18 protein-coding genes, 1 tRNA gene and 2 pseudogenes are annotated in these 18,352 nt (G+C 68.1%); 4 read left to right on the top strand and 17 right to left on the bottom strand.

Features of this window, described 5'->3' with window-relative positions; genetic code table 11:
* Position 1: 1 nt before the first annotated feature.
* The 13 genes from JNJ68_RS19270 to JNJ68_RS19210 form a co-directional block, all read right to left on the bottom strand.
* A tRNA-Phe gene (locus JNJ68_RS19270) sits at positions 2 to 77 on the bottom strand.
* 59 nt (positions 78 to 136) lie between these two features.
* A complete protein-coding gene (yacG, locus tag JNJ68_RS19265) occupies positions 137 to 313 on the bottom strand; it encodes a DNA gyrase inhibitor YacG (RefSeq protein ID WP_294985354.1) in 177 nt (58 codons plus the stop codon).
* Complete coding sequence (locus JNJ68_RS19260) at positions 310 to 1,347, bottom strand: ribonuclease E/G (protein ID WP_294985351.1); 1,038 nt, start codon at positions 1,345 to 1,347, stop codon at positions 310 to 312. The genes yacG and JNJ68_RS19260 overlap by 4 nt, the downstream gene beginning before the upstream one ends.
* Positions 1,344 to 1,919: a Maf family protein gene (locus JNJ68_RS19255; protein WP_294985350.1), complete on the bottom strand. Its 576-nt coding sequence runs from the start codon at positions 1,917 to 1,919 to the stop codon at positions 1,344 to 1,346. Before JNJ68_RS19255 ends, JNJ68_RS19260 begins: the two co-directional genes overlap by 4 nt.
* Positions 1,916 to 2,134, bottom strand: coding sequence for a translation initiation factor IF-1 (gene infA, locus JNJ68_RS19250; protein WP_135450909.1), 219 nt, complete (start codon positions 2,132 to 2,134; stop codon positions 1,916 to 1,918). Before infA ends, JNJ68_RS19255 begins: the two co-directional genes overlap by 4 nt.
* A gap of 98 nt (positions 2,135 to 2,232) precedes the next feature.
* Positions 2,233 to 3,846, bottom strand: a complete 1,614-nt coding sequence (locus JNJ68_RS19245) for an AMP-binding protein (RefSeq protein WP_294985348.1) — start codon at positions 3,844 to 3,846, stop codon at positions 2,233 to 2,235.
* Between the two features lie 26 nt (positions 3,847 to 3,872).
* The gene (locus tag JNJ68_RS19240) at positions 3,873 to 4,271 is read right to left on the bottom strand and encodes a RidA family protein (RefSeq protein ID WP_294985346.1); all 399 of its coding nucleotides are present in this window, start codon (positions 4,269 to 4,271) and stop codon (positions 3,873 to 3,875) included.
* Complete coding sequence (locus JNJ68_RS19235; protein WP_294985343.1) at positions 4,264 to 4,680, bottom strand: thioesterase family protein; 417 nt, start codon at positions 4,678 to 4,680, stop codon at positions 4,264 to 4,266. The genes JNJ68_RS19240 and JNJ68_RS19235 overlap by 8 nt, the downstream gene beginning before the upstream one ends.
* Positions 4,677 to 5,813 (bottom strand): acyl-CoA dehydrogenase family protein, encoded by a 1,137-nt coding sequence (locus tag JNJ68_RS19230; RefSeq protein WP_294985340.1) that lies wholly within the window; start codon positions 5,811 to 5,813, stop codon positions 4,677 to 4,679. The genes JNJ68_RS19235 and JNJ68_RS19230 overlap by 4 nt, the downstream gene beginning before the upstream one ends.
* A gap of 45 nt (positions 5,814 to 5,858) precedes the next feature.
* Positions 5,859 to 6,686 (bottom strand): enoyl-CoA hydratase family protein, encoded by an 828-nt coding sequence (locus JNJ68_RS19225; RefSeq protein ID WP_294985338.1) that lies wholly within the window; start codon positions 6,684 to 6,686, stop codon positions 5,859 to 5,861.
* Positions 6,683 to 7,111: a MarR family transcriptional regulator gene (locus JNJ68_RS19220; protein ID WP_294985335.1), complete on the bottom strand. Its 429-nt coding sequence runs from the start codon at positions 7,109 to 7,111 to the stop codon at positions 6,683 to 6,685. Before JNJ68_RS19220 ends, JNJ68_RS19225 begins: the two co-directional genes overlap by 4 nt.
* Positions 7,108 to 7,845 (bottom strand): SDR family NAD(P)-dependent oxidoreductase, encoded by a 738-nt coding sequence (locus JNJ68_RS19215; RefSeq protein ID WP_294985332.1) that lies wholly within the window; start codon positions 7,843 to 7,845, stop codon positions 7,108 to 7,110. Before JNJ68_RS19215 ends, JNJ68_RS19220 begins: the two co-directional genes overlap by 4 nt.
* Complete coding sequence (locus JNJ68_RS19210) at positions 7,842 to 10,127, bottom strand: bifunctional salicylyl-CoA 5-hydroxylase/oxidoreductase (RefSeq protein ID WP_294985330.1); 2,286 nt, start codon at positions 10,125 to 10,127, stop codon at positions 7,842 to 7,844. Before JNJ68_RS19210 ends, JNJ68_RS19215 begins: the two co-directional genes overlap by 4 nt.
* Before the next feature lie 108 nt (positions 10,128 to 10,235).
* Between JNJ68_RS19210 and JNJ68_RS19205 the strand changes: the two genes are divergently transcribed.
* From JNJ68_RS19205 to JNJ68_RS19190, 4 genes are read left to right on the top strand one after another with little or no spacing between them, the layout of a single operon-like run.
* Positions 10,236 to 10,991, top strand: coding sequence for an enoyl-CoA hydratase-related protein (locus tag JNJ68_RS19205; protein ID WP_294985327.1), 756 nt, complete (start codon positions 10,236 to 10,238; stop codon positions 10,989 to 10,991).
* The gene (locus JNJ68_RS19200; protein WP_294985324.1) at positions 10,988 to 12,115 is read left to right on the top strand and encodes a 3-hydroxyacyl-CoA dehydrogenase NAD-binding domain-containing protein; all 1,128 of its coding nucleotides are present in this window, start codon (positions 10,988 to 10,990) and stop codon (positions 12,113 to 12,115) included. Before JNJ68_RS19205 ends, JNJ68_RS19200 begins: the two co-directional genes overlap by 4 nt.
* Positions 12,112 to 13,287 (top strand): acetyl-CoA C-acyltransferase, encoded by a 1,176-nt coding sequence (locus tag JNJ68_RS19195; protein ID WP_294985321.1) that lies wholly within the window; start codon positions 12,112 to 12,114, stop codon positions 13,285 to 13,287. The genes JNJ68_RS19200 and JNJ68_RS19195 overlap by 4 nt, the downstream gene beginning before the upstream one ends.
* 53 nt (positions 13,288 to 13,340) lie before the next feature.
* Complete coding sequence (locus JNJ68_RS19190; RefSeq protein ID WP_294985319.1) at positions 13,341 to 14,441, top strand: hypothetical protein; 1,101 nt, start codon at positions 13,341 to 13,343, stop codon at positions 14,439 to 14,441.
* Here the strand turns inward: JNJ68_RS19190 and galE are convergent, their stop codons facing one another.
* From galE to JNJ68_RS19480, 4 genes and pseudogenes are all read right to left on the bottom strand, one after another.
* The gene (gene galE / locus JNJ68_RS19185) at positions 14,442 to 15,428 is read right to left on the bottom strand and encodes a UDP-glucose 4-epimerase GalE (RefSeq protein ID WP_294985317.1); all 987 of its coding nucleotides are present in this window, start codon (positions 15,426 to 15,428) and stop codon (positions 14,442 to 14,444) included. It lies immediately after the preceding gene.
* 13 nt (positions 15,429 to 15,441) lie between these two features.
* A complete protein-coding gene (locus tag JNJ68_RS19180; protein WP_294985316.1) occupies positions 15,442 to 16,272 on the bottom strand; it encodes a calcium-binding protein in 831 nt (276 codons plus the stop codon).
* Between the two features lie 78 nt (positions 16,273 to 16,350).
* A pseudogene (locus tag JNJ68_RS19485) lies at positions 16,351 to 16,413 on the bottom strand (hypothetical protein); the annotation flags it as partial.
* Between the two features lie 223 nt (positions 16,414 to 16,636).
* Positions 16,637 to 17,824 (bottom strand): annotated as a pseudogene (locus JNJ68_RS19480) (hypothetical protein); the annotation flags it as partial.
* Positions 17,825 to 18,352 lie beyond the last annotated feature (528 nt).

The raw sequence follows: 18,352 nt of genomic DNA, 5'->3' as shown, positions 1-18,352 counted from the left end.
ATGGTGCCCAGAGCCGGAATCGAACCAGCGACACGCGGATTTTCAATCCGCTGCTCTACCAACTGAGCTATCTGGGCACCGTTGGGTGGCGGGGTGATACCCAAGCTGCGGGGGGCTGTCCAGAGGGAAAACGCCCTCAGTGCGGCTTCGGCGGGGTGTCGTCCGGTGCGGGATCTTCAACCTCTTTCTCGGCTTCTGCCGGGATGCGATAGCCCTCCGTCAGCCATCGGCCAAGATCGACATCGGCGCAGCGGCGCGAGCAAAACGGACGGTAGTCGGGAGAGGCCTGCTTGCCACAGATCGGGCATGTCATGACAGAAGCTCGGTCAGCGGCAGGCGGTCGCGCTTGCGGGTCAGCTCGTAGAGGCCAAGCGTCGTCCAACCGGCAAGGTTCGTCTCGCCCTCGGCCTTGAATGCGGCCTTCATGACCTGGTCGAGGATGTGCCGGTCGCGCTTCGGCATCGGCGCAAAATCCACCACCACCTGCCCGCCCAGCCCCCGCAGCCGCAGCTGCCGTGGCAGGTCGCGGGCGGCGGCGATATTGGCCTTCAGGCTTGCTGCCGGAGAGGTGTCGGGGCCGGTGTTCACATCGACCGCCACCAGGGCGCGCGTCGGCTCCAGCATCATATGTGCCCCCGCCTCCAGCGCGACACGCGGGCTACGCAGGGCATCCAGCGCCTCGGTCACGCCGTGGCGGCCAAAGCTTTCGGGATCGGTGTCGGCATCGTCCACCGCCGGGTCCAGCCAGTCGCGGAAGGCAAGGTCATGCGCCGAGGGGCCGTCGACCAGAAGCTCCGGCGGGCCGCTCAAGTCGGCCAGAACCGCCTCGGCGAGGCCACGCATCGCGGCGATGTCCTCCGCTATGGCGGTATCCTCGGCCTCAAGGCAGCCAGAGCGCAGGATCAGGCCCAGCCGTTCGTCCGCCCCTGCCATCCCCGTCTCGGCCATGTCGGCAAGATCGGCGCGACGCTCCTCATCCTTGATCCGGCGCGAGATGTTCAGGCCGGGCGCGTCCGGCGTAAGGATGGCGAAGCGCGACTTGAAGAGCAGCCGCGTGGCGACCGGAATGGCCTTGCCGGGTTCGGTCGGCCCCGTCACCTGCACAAGCAGGCGCTGGCCGGGTGCGACACCGGAAATCTGGCGCAGGAAACCGGAGCCGGCAGGCAGCTTCACGAAGATGCCGCCCTGCCCCTTGACCGGACGATCAGCAACCGCGCGGTAGATCGCGCCGGGGACCGCCACATCGCCCGCCGGATCGATGGCAAGCTCTTCCAGCCGCCCGTCGATCATCAGCGCGGCCGCCTGACGGCCCTCGATCTCGTCCAGCACCAGAACGCGGCCCTTCATTCCTGCCTCCAGACCGGATAGCCGACTGCCGAGAGAAGCGCTGCTGTCTCGGCCACCGGCAGGCCCATGATGCCGGTAAACGACCCCGAAATCCATGGAATCAGCGCGCCCGCAAGCCCCTGGATGCCGTAGCCGCCCGCCTTGCCCTGCCATTCTCCGCTGGCGAGATAGCCGTTGATCTCGGCGTCGGAGAGGCGCTTCATCTTGACGGTGCTGACACTTTCGCGCACCAGTACGCGCGCACCCCGGCGCACCGCGATGGCGGTAATCACCTGATGCCTGCGGCCCCCCAGAGCCGTCAGGAAAGCTGCGGCCTCGCCCGCGTCTGCGGGTTTGCCAAGGATGCGGCGGCCAAGCGCGACGGTGGTGTCGGCGCAGAGCACCACGTCATCGGGACCGGAAGGCACGGCGCGTGCCTTCTCCTCTGCCAGCCGCAGGCAATAGGGCCGGGGCAATTCTCCCCTGCGGGGGTCTTCGTCGATGTCAGGGGGCAGGATCAGGTCGGGTACGATCCCGAGCCCCGCCAGCAATTCCTTCCGGCGCGGGCTGCCCGATCCAAGGATGAATTTCACTTGAAGCGATAGTTGATGCGGCCCTTCGACAGGTCATACGGGGTCATTTCGACCTGCACCTTGTCACCGGCCAGAACCCGGATGCGGTTCTTGCGCATCTTGCCTGCCATGGTCGCGATCAGTTCATGGCCGTTCTCGAGTTCGACCCTGAATGTCGCGTTCGGCAGGAGTTCCTTCACGACACCGGGGAATTCGAGAATGTCTTCCTTGGCCATGGTCTCTCCATTGCAGACGGGCCCACGGGGTGGCCGCAGGCTTCCGGGGGGCGATATGCCCGCGAAAGGGGCGGTTTACAAGCGGATTCTGGTGCGACTCAGGTCCGCAGGCGGAAGCGCTGGATCTTTCCGGTCTGCGTCTTCGGCAGCGCGTCGGTAAAGACCACCCGGCGGGGATACTTGTAGGGCGCGATGGTGCGCTTCACGTGATCCTGCAGGATCTTCACCAGAAGCCCGTCCGGAAGGTGCCCCGGCGCAAGCACGACATGGGCCTCGACGATCTGCCCGCGCTCTTCGTCCGCAGTGCCGATCACCGCGCATTCCAGCACCGCCGGATGCGACAGGAGCGCCGCCTCCACCTCCGGCCCGGCAATGTTGTAGCCCGCGCTGATGATCATGTCGTCCGACCGGGCGGCAAAGTGGAAGCGGCCCTCCTCGTCCTGCCAGAAGCTGTCGCCGGTGAGGTTCCAGCCCGCCTTGACGTAGCTCTTCTGCCGCTTGTCAGACAGATAGCGGCAGCCGGTCGGCCCGCGCACCGCCAGCCGCCCGACTTCCCCGCGGGGAAGTTCGGCCATGTCCTCGCCGACGATCTTCGCCTCGTAGCCCGTCACGGGGCGGCCGGTACAGGCAGGCTGGTGGTCGTCAAAGCGGTTGGTGATGAAGATATGCAGCATCTCCGTGGCGCCGATCCCGTCCAGCATCGGCTTGCCGGTCTTGGCCATCCATTCCTCGTAGACCGGACCGGGCAGCGTTTCCCCCGCACTGACGGCGGCGCGCAAGGAGGACAGGTCCGCCCCTTCCGCCATCGCCTTCAGCATCACGCGGTAGGCCGTGGGTGCGGTGAAGCAGACCGTTGCCCGGTGCTTCTGGATGATCTCGATCATGTTCGGCGGACTGGCCTGCTCCAATAGCGCCGCCGCGGCGCCGAAGCGCAGCGGGAACACGGCCAGCCCGCCAAGCCCGAAGGTGAACGCCAGCGGAGGCGAGCCGATGAAGACGTCCTCCGGCGTGACGCCAAGCACTTCCTTCGCATAGCCGTCCGCGATGATCATCAGGTCGCGGTGGAAATGCGCCGTGGCCTTGGGCTCCCCGGTCGTGCCCGAGGTAAACCCCAGAAGCGCCACGTCGTCGCGCCCGGTCTGCACCGCCTGGAACTTCACCGATTTCGACAGCGCCACCCGGTCCAGCTCGGCGTCATGGTTCGCGGTGCCGTCGAAGCCAACCACCGTCCGCAGGAATTTCGATGTCTTGGCGCAGGCGACAAGCTCCTCCATCAGCCGCGTGTCGCAGAGCGCATGGGTGATCTCGGCCTTGTCGACGATCTGGCTCAGCTCTCCAGCGCGCAGCATCGGCATGGTGTTGACTACCACCGCGCCCGCTTTCGTCGCCGCAAGCCAGCAGGCCACCATCGCCGGGTTGTTGGCCGACCGGATCAGCACCCGGTTGCCGGGCCTGACCCCGTAATCCTCGACCAGCGCATGGGCGATGCGGTTCGACCAGTCGGCCAGCTCCTTGTAGGTCCGGCTGCGCCCGTTGCCGATCAGCGCGGTGTTGTCGCCAAACCCCTTCGTCACCATCGCGTCGGTCAGTTCCACCCCGGCATTCAGCCAGTCGGGGTAGTCGAAACCAGCCAGTTTTATGACCGGCCAGTCCTCGGGGGCGGGCAGACGGTCACGGGTGAATGTATCGCTATGTCCTGTCGGTCCAAGCATTGCGGAGTCCTCCCAAACCCTGTGCGTCACGACTTCGGAATGACGGCGGTCGCCTCGATTTCCACTTTGGCCCGGTCCTCGACCAGCGCCACCACCTGCACCAGGGCCATTGCCGGGTAATTCCGCCCGATGACGGCCTTGTACACCGCGCCCAGGTCCTTCAGCCGATCCAGGTATTCGCGCTTGTCCGTGACATACCAGGTCAGCCGCACCAGATGCTCCGGTCCCGCCCCGGCACAGGCCAGCACCTCGACGATGGATTTCAGCGCCTGTTCGACCTGGCCCACGAAATCATCCGTCTCGAAGTCCTGCTCGGCGTTCCAGCCGATGATCCCGCCGGTAAACACCATCCGCCCCTCGGCTGCCATGCCGTTGGCGTAGCCTTTGGCAGGCTTCCAGTGCTTCGGATGAAGGATCTCATGCATCCTGCGTCTCCCTGTAGTGATCCAGCGCCGCCCGCATCTCTGATGGCCAGGGCGCCGCTTTCATCTGGTTGATCCAGGCAACCGTCATCCGGACCTGCAACCGTGGGCCGTCCGGCCCGAAACCCTCGACCAGCACCCGCGTCGAGGAGCCACCGATCTTCTCGACCTTCAGCGTGAAGCGCACCTTGTCGCCCAGACGTGACGGGCGCTGGAACGCCGCCTCGATCGCGACCGTCGGGACGCCGTTCGACGCCCCGTCGTTGTGCATCTGCGCGAAGGAGCGGCCGACCACATCGGCGAAGAAATTCTCGACGACCGAGTTCACCATCTCGAAATAGCGTGGATAGAAGACGATCCCCGCAGGGTCGCAATGGTTGAACTCGATCTGGATCAGGCGCTCATAGGTCATCCCAGAAGGCCCCGCGCGATGATGATGCGCTGGACGTCGCTGGCGCCCTCGTAAATGCGCAAGGCCCGGATTTCGCGATACAGGCTTTCGACCGCAAAGCCCTGCCGCACCCCGTCGCCGCCGTGCAACTGCACCGCCATGTCGATCACACGGCTCGCCGCCTCGGTGGAGTAGAGCTTCGCCATCGCCGCCTCGCGGCTGACCCGCGCGGCGCCCATGTCCTTCACCCAGGCCGCCCGGTAGACCAGCAGCGCCGAGGCGTCGATCTCCAGCGCCATGTCGGCAAGGTGCCCCTGCACCAGTTGCAGCTCCGACAGCGCCTGCCCCTGGATGCGGCGGCCCTGCGTGCGCGCCAGCGCCTCGTCCAGCGCCCGCCGGGCAAACCCCAGCGCCGCCGCGCCGACGGTGGAGCGGAAAACGTCCAAGACCGACATGGCGATCTTGAAGCCATCGCCCGGCTTGCCGATCAGCGCCTCCTCGGGCAGCTCCACGTCGTTCAACCGCAGATGCGCCAGCGGATGCGGCGCCATCACTTCGATCCGGCTCACCACCTCCAGCCCCTTGGTCGCCGCAGGCATGAGGAAGGCCGACAGCCCCTTCGCCCCCGGCGCCTCGCCGGTGCGGGCGAAGATCACGTAGACGTCGGCTATCCCGCCATTCGAGATATAGGTCTTCTCGCCGTTGAGCCGCCAGCCGCCCGGCACCTTCTCTGCCATGGTCGCCGTGGCCGCCACATCCGACCCCGACCCCGGCTCGGTCAGCGCAAAGCCGGAAATCGCCTGCCCCGCCCGCGTCTTCGCCAGCCATTCCCGCTGCCCCGCCGTGCCGAACAGAGACACCGCCCCCATCCCCAGCCCCTGCATCGCAAAGGCGAAATCCGCCAGCCCGTCATGCCGCGCCAGCGTCTCGCGGATCAGGCACAACGAGCGCACATCCAGCCGCTCCCCCTCCCCCGCGCCGGAGTGCCCAAGCCAGCCTCCCGCCCCCAGCGCCGCGACCAGCCCCTTGCAGGCAGCGTCCACATCACCATGCGACACCGGCAGATTGGCCACGCACCACTCTTCCAGCGCCGCCGCCATTTCGCGGTGGCGGGGCTCGAAGAACGGCCAGGAAAGGAAACTCTGATCTGCCATTTTCTGTCTCTGAATATCCCGGGGTCCGGGGCAGCGCCCCGGGGCTCAGTCACCCGCGAAGACGGGTTTCTCCTTGGCGACGAAGGCCCGATAGGCCCGCTCGAAGTCCTTGGTCTGCATGCAGATCGCCTGGGCCTGCGCCTCGGCCTCGATCGCCTGCTCCAGCCCCATGTTCCATTCCTGGTTCAGCTGGGTCTTGGTGATCCCATGCGCAAAGACCGGCCCCGAGGCCAATCGCCGGGCCAGGGCCATCGCCTCGGCCTCCAGAACCTCGGGCGCATGAAGCGCGTTCCAGAAGCCCCAGTGTTCTCCCTCCTCGGCCCCCATCACCCGGCCGGTGTACAGAAGCTCCGCCGCCCGGCCCTGCCCGACGATCCGGGGCAGCATCGCACAGGCGCCCATGTCGCAGCCCGCAAGCCCCACCCGCGTGAACAGGAAGGCGCATTTGGCAGCGGGCGTCGCCAGCCGCAGGTCCGAGGCCATCGCGATGATCGCGCCCGCCCCCACCGCCACCCCATCCACCGCCGCGATGATCGGTTTCCCGCAGGAAATCATCGCCTTGACCAGATCGCCGGTCATCCGCGTGAAAGCCAGCAGGTCCTTCATCGGCAGGCCGATCAGCGGGCCGATGATGTCATGCACATCGCCCCCCGAACAGAAGTTCCCGCCATTTGACGCAAAGACCACCACGTCCACATCCGTCGCATAGACCAGTGCGCGGAAGCTGTCGCGCAATTCCGCATAGCTGTCGAAGGTCAGCGGGTTCTTGCGGTCGGGCCGGTTCAGCCGCACCACGGCAATCCGGTCCTTCACCTCCCACAGGAAATGCTCCGGCTTCAGACCGGCCATCGTCGTCCCCACCGAAAAGCTCATCTTCCCATCCTCTTCAGGATCGCCGTCATCTGCTCCAGTTCCTCGTCCCTCAGCCCTGCGAACAGACGCGCCACTTCCGCCTCGTGCCCCTCGGCCATGGTCTCGAAAGCCGTCGTCCCCTCCGCCGTCAGTGCCACATGCACCGTCCGCCGGTCCAGTTCCGAGGGCGTCCGCCGGACCAGTTCCTCGGCCTCCAGCCGGTCCACCACCGCCGTCGCATTGCCGTTCGACACCAGAAGCATCCGGGAAAGCTCGCTCATCGTGACGCCCTCGCGGCGGCGGTAGAGCGCGGCCATCACGTCGAACCGCGGCAAGGTGGTGTCGTGATTGACCCGCAGGTATTCGCGCAACCCGTTTTCAGCCGCCCGGGTCACGCCCAGCAGCCGGATCCACATCTTCAGCCGCCGCTTCGATCCCTCGCTCACACCTCGCCCCCCGAAATGGTCAGGCAAGCCCCGTTCACGCCCGACGCCACGTCAGAGGCCAGGTACAACGCCGCCGCCGTCACTTCCGCGGGTTGGTAAAGCCGCCCCTGAGGGCTCAGACCCTCCAGCGCCGCCCGCGCCTCGGCCAGGCTCTTGCCGGTCTTATCCGCGATCACCTGCGCCGAATGTTCCGTCATCGGCGTGTCGAGGAACCCCGGACAGATCGCGTTGACCGTGATCCCCTTCCGCGCCACTTCCAGCGCCAGCGACCGCACCATGCCGATCACCCCATGCTTCGCCGCGGCATAGGGCGCGACCTTGGCATAGCCCTTCAGCCCCGCCGTCGAGGCCACCGCGATCAGCCGCCCCTCGCCCCGGAACTGGCCAAGCGCCGCGCGGAAGGTCAGGAACACGCCGGTCAGGTTCACCGCAATCATCGCGTTCCACTGGGCCAGCGAGGTCTTCGCCAGCACCCCGCTGTCCGCCGCGCCCGCATTGGCGATGACAATGTCGCAAGGCCCGGCCTCCCGGAACATCGCCGCGACCGAGGCCTCGTCGGTCACATCGGCAGTCACCCAGCGCGCACCCAGCGGCTCTGCCACCGCCTTCAGCGCCTCAGCCCGGCGGCCCGCGATCACCACCTCCGCCCCCGCCTCGGCAAAGCCGCGCGCAAGGTCGGCCCCGGCACCGGAACCGCCCCCCGTGATCAATACGCGCTTGCCCTGAAGCGTCATACCCGGATCACCTCTTGCGCCCGCGCCTGCAAGCGCAGCGCCTGGTCGCGGCCGTTGAGATAGGGATTCGGCCAGAAGACGCCCTCGTCCCCCGCCTTCACCGCCGCGTGCAGCGTCCAGTAGGGATCGGCCAGATGCGGTCGCGCCAGCGCCACCAGATCGGCGCGCCCTGCCAGCAGGATGCCGTTCACCTGATCCGCCTCGGTGATGTTGCCGACCGCCATCGTCGCCAGCCCCGCCTCATTGCGGATACGGTCGCTGAACGGGGTCTGGAACATCCGGCCATAGACCGGCTTTGCGTCCGTGCTGGTCTGCCCGGCGCTGACGTCGATGATATCCGCCCCGGCTTCCGCGAAGGCCTTGGCGATCTCCACCGCCTCCTCCGGCGTCACCCCTTCATCGCCCACCCAGTCACTCGCCGAAATCCGCACCGACATCGGCTTGTCCTCGGGCCACACGGCCCGCATCGCGCGGAACACCTCCAGCGGCCAGCGCAGGCGGTTCTCCAGACTGCCACCGTACTCATCCGTCCGGATGTTCGATTTCGGGCTGATGAAGGAGGAAATCAGATAGCCATGCGCCGCATGAAGTTCGATCATGTCAAATCCGGCACGCTCGGCCATCTTGGTCGAGGCGACGAACTGTTCGCGCACCGCATCCATGTCCGCCCGCGTCATCGCCTTCGGCACCGCATTGCCCGCGCTCCACGGGATCGCACTCGCGCTCATCACCGGCCAGTTGCCCGACGCCAGCGGGGCGTCCCCCTCCTCCCAGCCGAGTTGCGTGCTGCCCTTCCGCCCCGAATGACCGATCTGGCAGCAGAGCTTCGCATGGGTCTCGGCATGGACGAAATCGGCCAGTCGCTTCCACGCTACCTCATGCTCGGGCGCATAAAGCCCCGGACAGCCCGGCGTGATCCGCCCCTCGGGCGAGACGCAGGTCATCTCGACATAGACCAGACCCGCCCCGCCCTTGGTCCGTTCGGCGTAATGCGAGAAGTGCCAATCGGTCGGGCATCCGTCCACCGCCTTGTACTGCGCCATCGGCGACACGACGACGCGGTTCTCCAGCCGCATCCCGCGCAGCTGGAACGGCGCGAACATCGGCTGACGGCCCGCCTGCCCCCCGGCCTGGCGCTGGAACCAGTCCTCGGCCTTGCGCAACCACTCCGGATCACGCAACCGCAGATTCTCATGCGAAATCCGCTGGCTGCGGGTCAACAGCGAATAGGCGAACTGCATCGGCGCCATGTCCAGATAGCGCTCGACCCGCTCGAACCACTCCAGGCTGTTCCGCGCCGCCGATTGCAGGCGCAGGACCTCGACCCGCCGCTCCTCCTGATAGCGCTGGAAGGCGGCCTCCATCGTCGGTTCGGAATGCAGGTAATCCGCCAGCGCGATCGCCGAGTCGAAGGCCAGCCGCGAGCCCGAGCCGATGGAATAATGCCCCGTCGCCGCCGCGTCGCCCATCAGCACGACATTGCCGTTGTACCACCGCTCGCACAGCACGCGCGGGAACTGCATCCAGACCGCGCTGCCCCGCAGGTGATTGGCGTTCGAGATCAGGTCGTGACAGCCCAGATGCTTCGCGAAGATCCGCTGGCAGGTGGCGACGATCTCTTCCTTCGACATCTCGGCGAAGCCCGCCCGGTCCCAGGTCTCGGGCATGCAGTCGACGATGAAGGTCGCGGTGTCATTGTCGAACTGGTAGACATGCGCCCAGAACCAGCCCCACTCGGTCTCCTCGAAGATGAAGGTGAAGGCGTCGTCGAATTTCTGGTGCGTGCCCAGCCAGATGAACTTGACCAGCCGCTGGTCGATGTCGGGCTTGAACACCTCGGCATATTCCTTGCGCACCAGGCTGTTGATCCCGTCCGTCGCCACCACCAGGTCATAATCCTTGCGGTAATCCTCGGCCGACTTGAACTCCGTCTCGAAGCGCAGGTCCACCCCAAGCTCACGCGCGCGGTCCTGCAACAGAAGCAGCATCTTCATCCGGCCGATCCCGGCAAAGCCATGCCCGCCCGACACGATCCGTTCGCCGCGATGCACCACGGCAATGTCGTCCCAATAGGCGAAGCTCGCCTTGATCGCCTCGTAGGATTGCGGATCGTTCTTCTTCATCCGCGCCATCGCGTCGTCCGACAGCACGACACCCCAGCCGAACGTGTCGTTCGCTTTGTTCCGCTCCAGAACCGTGACCTGGTGCGAAGGATCGCGCAGCTTCATCGAGATGGCGAAATACAGGCCCGCCGGACCACCCCCAAGGCAAAGAACTTTCACCTGACCCTCCGAGTCCCTGACTGACCGGAGCCTGCCACCGTGATAAAATAATTTCAAGCTTGAAATTTCTAGCTTGAAATTACGTGCCGCCAGTGCAGGATGCAAAGCATGGATCTGATCGTCGAACCGCAGGGGGCCTGGACCCGGCTGGTGCTGAACCGGCCGCAGGCGAAGAACGCGCTGAACACCGCGCTTCTGGCGCAACTGGCGGGGGTGTTGACCGAACTCGCGGGCGACCCTGCCTGTCGCGCAGTGCTCTTGACCGGCGCCGATGGCAACTTCGCCGCCGGGGCCGACATCGGCGAGATCGAGGGGAAATCTTCGGCGGATGGCGCAGCAGACCCCCGCAAGGCGCATTGGGCCCGCATCCGCGCCTTTCCGAAGCCGCTGGTCGCCGCCGTGGACGGTTTCGCCCTGGGCGGCGGGTTCGAACTGGCGCTGATGGCCGATTGTTTTGTGCTGGGGGCGACGGCGCGGGTCGGCCTGCCCGAGACGAACCTCGGCCTGATCCCCGGCGCGGGCGGGGCGCAGCGGTTGTTGTCGCTGGTGGGCCGGGCACGGGCGACCCGGCTGGTCCTGACCGGTGAAATCCTGCCTGCTGCCACCGCCCATGACTGGGGCATCGCGGGCTGGCTCTCGGACGGCACGGCGGAGGAGATCGCCCGCCCGCTGGTCGAAAAGCTGGCCGAGCGCGCGCCCCTCGCCCTGCAAGCCGCCAAGGCCGCCCTTGTCGCCGGGGCGGAAGGCGCGCTGGCGCTGGACCAGGAACGCGCCGCCTTCGAGACCCTGCTCGACACCGCCGACAAGGCCGAGGGCATCCGCGCCTTCCGCGAAAAGCGCAAGCCGGGGTTTATCGGCCAATGACCGCTCGCCCCGCCATCGGCATCGTCGGGCTGGGCACCATGGGCCTCGGCATCGCACAGGTCTACGCCCAGGCGGGCTTCCCGGTCATCGCCACCGACGCCCATCAGCCCGCCCGAGACAGCGCTCTCGCCAGGCTTGGCGACACCCTGCAATCCCGCGTCACCGCCGGAAGGCTGACCGAGGCCGACCGCGATGCCACCCTCGCCCGCCTCACCGTGGCCGGGGATTTGGCCGAACTTGCCCCCTGCCAGTTGATCATCGAGGCCATCGTCGAGAAGCTGGAGGCCAAGCAGGCCCTCTTCGCCGCACTGGAGCCGCTCATCGCCCCCGACGCGATCCTCGCCACCAACACCTCCTCGCTGCCGATCCACGCCATCGCAGACGGCCTGAAACACCCCGACCGCACCCTCGCGCTGCATTTCTTCAACCCGCCGCCAGCGATGAAGCTGGTAGAACTCGCCCCCCATGCGGGCACCTCCCCCACCACCATCGCCCGCGCGCAGCAATGGACCGAGGCCGCAGGCAAGACCGTCATCCTCTGCCCCGACCGCCCCGGCTTCATCGTCAACCGCTGCGCCCGGCCCTATTACGGCGAGGCGCTGGCCCTTCTGTCCGAAGGCCGCAGCGCCGCCGAGATCGACGCCGCCATGACCGCCGCAGGCTACAAGCTTGGCCCCTTCGCCCTGATCGACCTGATCGGCGCCGACATCAACCTCGCCGCGACCGAGGGGATGCACGCCGCCATGCGCCAGCACCCACGCTACCTGCCCTTCCCGGCGCTGAAGGCCCAGGTCGCCAGCGGAAATCTCGGCCGCAAGACGGGCAAGGGCTTCGTCTTCCTCGACCCGCCCGCCAGCCCGCCCGCCGACGCCGCAGCCATCGCGCTCCGCATCGAGGCGACCCTCGTCAACGAAGCCCACTGGCTCCTCGCCGAAGGCGGCACCACGCCCGAGGGCATCGACACCGCGATGCGCCTCGGCCTCAACTTCCCCCGCGGCCCGTTCGAGGCCTTGGCCAAGTATGGCCGCCCAGCCATCCTCGCCGAACTCGCCCGCCTCCGCGCCGTCGCGCCAGACGCGCTGAAACCCCGCTACGACCCCGCACCGGGGCTGGAGACGAAATGACCGAAGTCTTCCTCTGCGCCCATCGCCGCACGCCCATCGGCCGCTATGCCGGGGCGCTTGCCCCCGTCCGCCCCGACGACCTCGCCACCCGCGTCATCGACGGCCTTCTCGACCTGCACGACCTCCCGGTCGACGAGGTGATCTTCGGTTGCGCCAACCAGGCGGGCGAGGACAACCGCAACGTCGCCCGCATGGCCACCCTCCTGTCCCGCCTCGGCCCGACCGTCCCCGCGCTGACCGTCAACCGCCTCTGCGCCTCGGGCCTCGATGCGGTGATCACCGCCGCCCGCACCATCCGCGACGGGGCCGCCGATGTGATCATCGCCGGCGGCGTCGAGAGCATGTCCCGCGCCCCCTTCGTCATGCCGAAGTCCGAAACCCCCTTCGCCCGCACCCCGGAAATCTTCGACACCACCATCGGCTGGCGCTTCATCCACCCCCGGATGGCGCAACTCTGGGGCACCGAATCCATGCCCGAAACCGCCGAAAACCTCGCCGCCGACCATGTCATCAGCCGCGAGGATCAGGACCGCTACGCCCTCCTCTCGCAGTCCCGCTACGACGCCGAGTGGCACGCGCCCGACATCCTGCCGGTCATCATCTCCAGCCGGAAGGGCGACACCATCGTCAGCACCGACGAACACCCAAGACCCACCAGCCTGGAAAAACTCGCCGCCCTCCCCGCCCCCTTCCGCAAGCCCGGCACCGTGACCGCCGGAAACGCCTCGGGCGTGAACGACGGGGCCGCCGCCGTCATCCTCGCCAGCACCGAAGCCGTCCGCAAACACCGCCTCACCCCCCTCGCCCGCATCGGAGCCGCCGCCTCGGGGGGCGTCGAACCCCGCATCATGGGGCTAGGTCCGGTCGAGGCCGCCAGCCGCCTGACCGCCCGCACCGGCCGCGCCGCACAGGACCATGACGTGATCGAGCTGAACGAGGCCTTCGCCGCTCAGGTCCTCGCCTGCACCCGCGCCTGGGGCCTGGTCGACGACGACCCGCGCCTGAACGCGCATGGCGGCGCCATCGCCATGGGCCACCCGCTTGGCATGTCCGGCGCGCGGCTTGCCGGAACCGCCGCCCGCCGCCTGGCCGAAACCGGCGGCAAATCGGCCCTCGTCACCCTTTGCGTCGGCGTCGGCCAGGGCGTCGCGCTGGAGCTTCTGCCCGCCTGACCTTGCGCCGGGCCGACCCCAGCGGCTAGCCTCGCGCCAAAGGAGGCGCCGCCATGACCCACACGCTCACCGCCCGCGGCATCCGCCTGACCTTCGCCCCGCAGGGCGGCGTCCTGCGCCACCTGGAAGTCACCGACGAGGGCGCCGCCATCGCCCCCCTGCACCACGCCCCCTGGTCGCCCGAGGAGGTCCCCGCCGACGCGCCCCCGCACCAGCGCTGGCTGGCGGGCGACTTTCTCGCCGCCCCCTTTGGCGCCGACCCCGACGGTCTCCACGGCCTCACCGCCAACGGCGACTGGCGCGTCACCCCCTCCACCCCCGCCACCCTTCGCGCCGTGCTGGAAGGCGCCGTGCAGGGCGCGACCGTGGTCAAGGAGCTGTCGCTCGCGGACGACCACCCCTTCGTCTACCAGCGCCACCTGTTCATCGGCGGCACCGGCGCGCTGCCCGCCGCCAACCACGCGATGATCTCGGTCCCGAACGGCGCGAAGCTCTCCTTCTCGCGCAAGCGCTGGTGGGAAACCCTGCCCGAGCCCTTGGAGACCACGAGGGGTCGCTCCCGCCTCGCCTACCCCCGCCGCGCCGAGGACGCCGCCGAATTCCCCGCCGCCGATGGCAGCACGGTCAACCTGCACCGCTACCCCTGGGGCGAGGCGCATGAGGATTTCGTCGCCGGGATCGAGGACCCCTCCTCTCGCCTCGGCTGGACCGCCATCACCCGCCCCACTGAAGGCGACCTCATCCTCACCCTGCGCAACGCCCGCGCACTGCCGATGACCATGCTCTGGCACTCCAACGGCGGACGCGACTACGCCCCCTGGAACAGCCGCCACACCGGCTGTCTGGGCATCGAGGAAGGGGCCGCCCTCCCCGTCCTCGGCCTCTCCTCGCAGGAAACCCCCGACCCGCTGACCGCCGCCGGGCAACCCGCGCTCCTGACGCTCGACCCCCTCGGCACGGTTGAAATCCGTCACATCCTTGGGGCGATCCACTGGCCCTCGGGCCAGATGGTGGCGGGCGTGATGCTGGAGGGCGACGAGCTGACCATCACCGGCGACTGGGGCGCAGAACGCAAGCTGCCCTTGCGATCCGCCTGGCTGGGGCTGGGGACCGAGGCAACCCCACCGAAGAAACCCGTCGACTGGGATCTCTGACTACTCGGCAAACCCCGGCTTCTGCGCCCAGGCCCAGGCGTCGCCGATCATCTGCCGCAGGGTCGAATGCTGCGGCTCCCACCCCAATTCCTCGATCGCATGGGTCGAGGAAGACACCAGCGCCGCCGCATCCCCTGCCCGCCTTCCGCCGATCTCCACCGGCACCTCGCGGTTGGTCACCGCCCGGCTCGCCTCGATCACTTCGCGCACCGAAAAGCCCCGCCCGGTGCCCAGGCAGAAAACGCCATTGCCCTTGCCGTCCAGCAGGCGCCGCAACCCCAGCACATGCGCCTCGGCCAGGTCCGTCACATGGACATAGTCGCGCACGCAGGTGCCGTCGCGCGTCGGATAGTCGGTCCCGAAGACCGTCAGCGCCGGGCACTTGCCCGCCACCGCGTCCAGCATCAGCGGGATGAGATGCGTCTCCGGCACATGCTGTTCGCCGGTCTCGCCCTCCGGGTCAGCGCCCGCAACGTTGAAATATCGAAAGATCACATGGGAAATCCCGGCTGACTTGCCGAAATCCTGTAGCATTTGTTCAATCGCCAGCTTCGACCCGCCATAGGCGTTGATCGGCCGCTGCGGCGTCTCCTCGGTCAGCAGCACCCCATCCTGATCGCCGTAAGTCGCGCAGGTGGACGAAAAGACGAAGTTCCGCACCCCCGCCGCCGCACAGGCCTCCAGCAGGTTCAGCGCACCCCCGACGTTCACCCGCCAGTAACGCCCCGGGTCGCGCATCGACTCCCCCACCAGCGACAGCGCCGCGAAATGCATCACCGCTGCGGGGCGATGCTCGGCCAGCGCCGTATCAATGCTCGCCCGGTCCATCAGGTCGCCCTCGACCAGCGGCCCCCATCTCACCGCACCCTTCCAGCCGGTCGACAAATTGTCGAACACCACTGGCTCGAAGCCGGCCCGCGCCAGTGCCTTGCAGGCATGCGACCCGATATATCCCGCGCCGCCCGTCACCAGCACCTTCTCAGCCATCGGTTCCGCCTTCTCACACGAACAGAATGTCGCCCATAAGCAGGTTTGCGTCGAAAATCCCGGCGATGTCCAGCGTGTTCCCCGGCCCGAAATCGAAGTGCAGTCCCATCTCCGTCACCTGAGCCCCCGCAAGAAGATCGGCCATGGCAGGCGGCGGCCCGCTCCACAACCGCAGGTCCAGAACCAGCTTGTCCTGCAAGCCGGTGAAGTCGGTGATCAGATCGGCTCCGCCGCTGAAGATGAAGCTGTCGGCGCCCAGACCACCCGTCAGGATGTCGTCGCCCGCCCCGCCGTCCAGCCGGTCGGCACCTCCACCGCCCTCCAGCCGGTCGCTCCCCTCGCCGCCCCAGAGCCTGTCGTTGCCATCGCCGCCGAAGAGCGTGTCGTCACCGTCCCGCCCGTCCAGCTGGTCCTGCCCCGCACCGCCGATCAGCACGTTCGCCTGCCCGTCGCCCAGCAGCGTGTCGTTGCCCTTGCCGCCCAGAAGCCCCTCGATCCCGTCGAAAACGTCCCCCTTCGCCTCGCCGGTCGACAGCCCCGGCGTGGCGAGATCGACCCGCAGCGCCCCGGACTCGGCATAGGACGCAAGGTCCAGCCCCGCCCCTCCCTCCAGCCGGTCCGCCCCCGCGCCCCCCATCAGCGTGTCGTCGCCCTCGCCGCCCACAAGCGTGTCATTGCCCGCCCGGCCCGGCAGAAGGTCGTTGCCCCCCAGCCCCAGGATCAGGTTCGCCGCCGAATTGCCCACCAGCGTGTCATCGAAGGCCGAGCCCTCCAGCTCCTCGATCGCGACCAGCACATCGCCCTTCGCGTCGCCGGTGTTCTGCGCGGGCGTGGCGAGGTCCACCTTCAGCCCCTGGGCCGCATCGGCATAGGACACCCGGTCCCGGCCAGACCCGCCGTCCAGCCGGTCCGCCCCCGCCCCGCCCGTCAGCGTGTCGTCGCCATCCCCGCCGTAAAGCAGGTCGTTGCCCGCGCCGCCCGACAGCCAGTCGGCTCCGGCCTCGCCCGGTCAGCGTGTCATTGCCCGCCCCGCCCCAGACCAGATCCGTCACGTCGGTGCCCGCGAAACTGTCGGCCAGTTCGCCCAGCCGGAACCCCTCGATCGAGACGAACTGGTCGCCCGACGCCTCACCCGTGGCCGACGCCACAGCCAGGAGATCAAGACGGATCGCGGTCGCCGCAGTCTCGAAGCTGGCGATGTCGAAGCCGTTGCCGCCGTCCAGCCGGTCAGCCCCCTCGCCGCCCGACAGCGTGTCGTCGCCCTCGCCGCCGTAGAGGCTGTCATTGCCCAGCCGCCCCTCAATGCGGTCGTTCCCGTCCAGCCCGTAGATCGCATTCGCCTGCGCATCGCCGCCAAGGGTGTCGTAAAACGCCGTCCCTTCAAGATCCTCGATGCTCGCATAGCTGTCGCCCGCCGCGTCGCCGCTGTTGCGCACCGGAAGCTCAAGGTCAGCCACCAGCCCGGTGGCCGCATCGCGGTAGATTGCCCGGTCCCTCCCGAGGCCGCCGTCCAGCAAGTCGGCGCCCGCGCCACCGTAAAGCAGATCGTTGCCAAGACCGCCGAACAGGCTGTCCGCGCCAGCGCCGCCGATCAGCCGGTCATTGCCGTCGCGCCCCTCGATCCGGTTGTCCCCGGCATTGCCGATCAGATGGTCGCTAAAGTCCGATCCGATGATCCCCTCGATCGAGACATAGGTCTGCCCGCTGGCAATATTGGTGCCCAGGTTCGAGCTGCCGAGGCTGACCCGCACCCCCGCGGTCGCGCCCGAAAGCACGATGCAGTCGAACCCGTCCCCACCCAGGATCGTATCCGCCCCGGCGGAAAGCACGAACATCTCGTCAGCCCCGGTCCCGGGCAGCAGGTCCGGCTGATTGCTGCCGAAGACCGCGTTCGGCAGCTCCGGCGCGGCGGGCAGCGCGTGCCAGAGCCCGATGAAATCTCCCGCCCGGAAGCTGCCAGGCAGAAGCGGCAATCCGTTCGGCGTCACCAGTTCCAGCACCTCGTCGCCCCAGGCGATCAGAGCGCCGGTCGCCGTCGCGGTGATGGTCAGCGCGGCAAGCGAATGGATGGGACCCCAGGGCGACAGGTCGATGCGGTCGATCCCCAGCTGGAAATCGGCGATCCGGTCATAACTGCCATCTGCCGACAGCACGAAAAGATCGTCGCCCGCGCCCCCGAACAGCGTATCGCAGCCCGCGCCGTCGCCCAGGATGTCGGACCCCGCGCCACCCTGCACCAGTTCATCCCCGTCACCGCCCAGGATCATGTCGGCCCCGGAGGTCCCGCACAACTCTGCCGCATCCGGCCCGCCCGTCTGGATCGGTGCCAGACTGCCGGGGTCGATCTGCAACCGGGTGATCCCCGTGCCCTCGCCGGTGACGAACAGCTCGATCATCCCGTCAATGGCCCGTGCCGTCATCGCGGTGATGTTGTCCAGCGCCAGGCCCGGCAGTTGCAGCATCTGCCCGCAGTCCAGCAGCCGCCCCTCGGGCGTCAGCACCATCACCGTCAGCCCGTCGTCGCCGCCGCCCGCGATCACGAAGACCCGGTCGCCGATCTGCGCCGTCGCCAATGCCTGCACGCCCTGAAAGCGGGTATCCAGCGTGTCGATCACATGGTCGGCCACCTGCATCGACCCGTCCGCCCCCAGGGCGATCACGCTGATCGAGGACGAGCCCGCCGAGGCGACCAGCAGATAGGTCGTCCCCGCCAACTCGACCACTTTCACCGCCGAGGGGTCGGCAATCCCCAGCCCCTGCGGCGCGCCGATGAACGTCGGCGCCGCCAGCGTCCCGTTCGCCGCCACCGGAAAGGCGCGGACCACGTCGGCCTCCAGCGACAGGCTGACCAGAAAGCGGTTCCCGCCCACCGTGACCGGGGTCAGCGCGGCGGTGTCGACCCCGCTATGCGGCCCGTCGATCAC

It is taken from the genome of Tabrizicola sp. (assembly GCF_016793705.1).
In the GTDB taxonomy this organism is placed as follows: Bacteria; Pseudomonadota; Alphaproteobacteria; order Rhodobacterales; family Rhodobacteraceae; genus Tabrizicola.
Note: the sequence above shows the minus strand (reverse complement) of the source record. Positions and strands in the feature narration are given on the sequence as shown.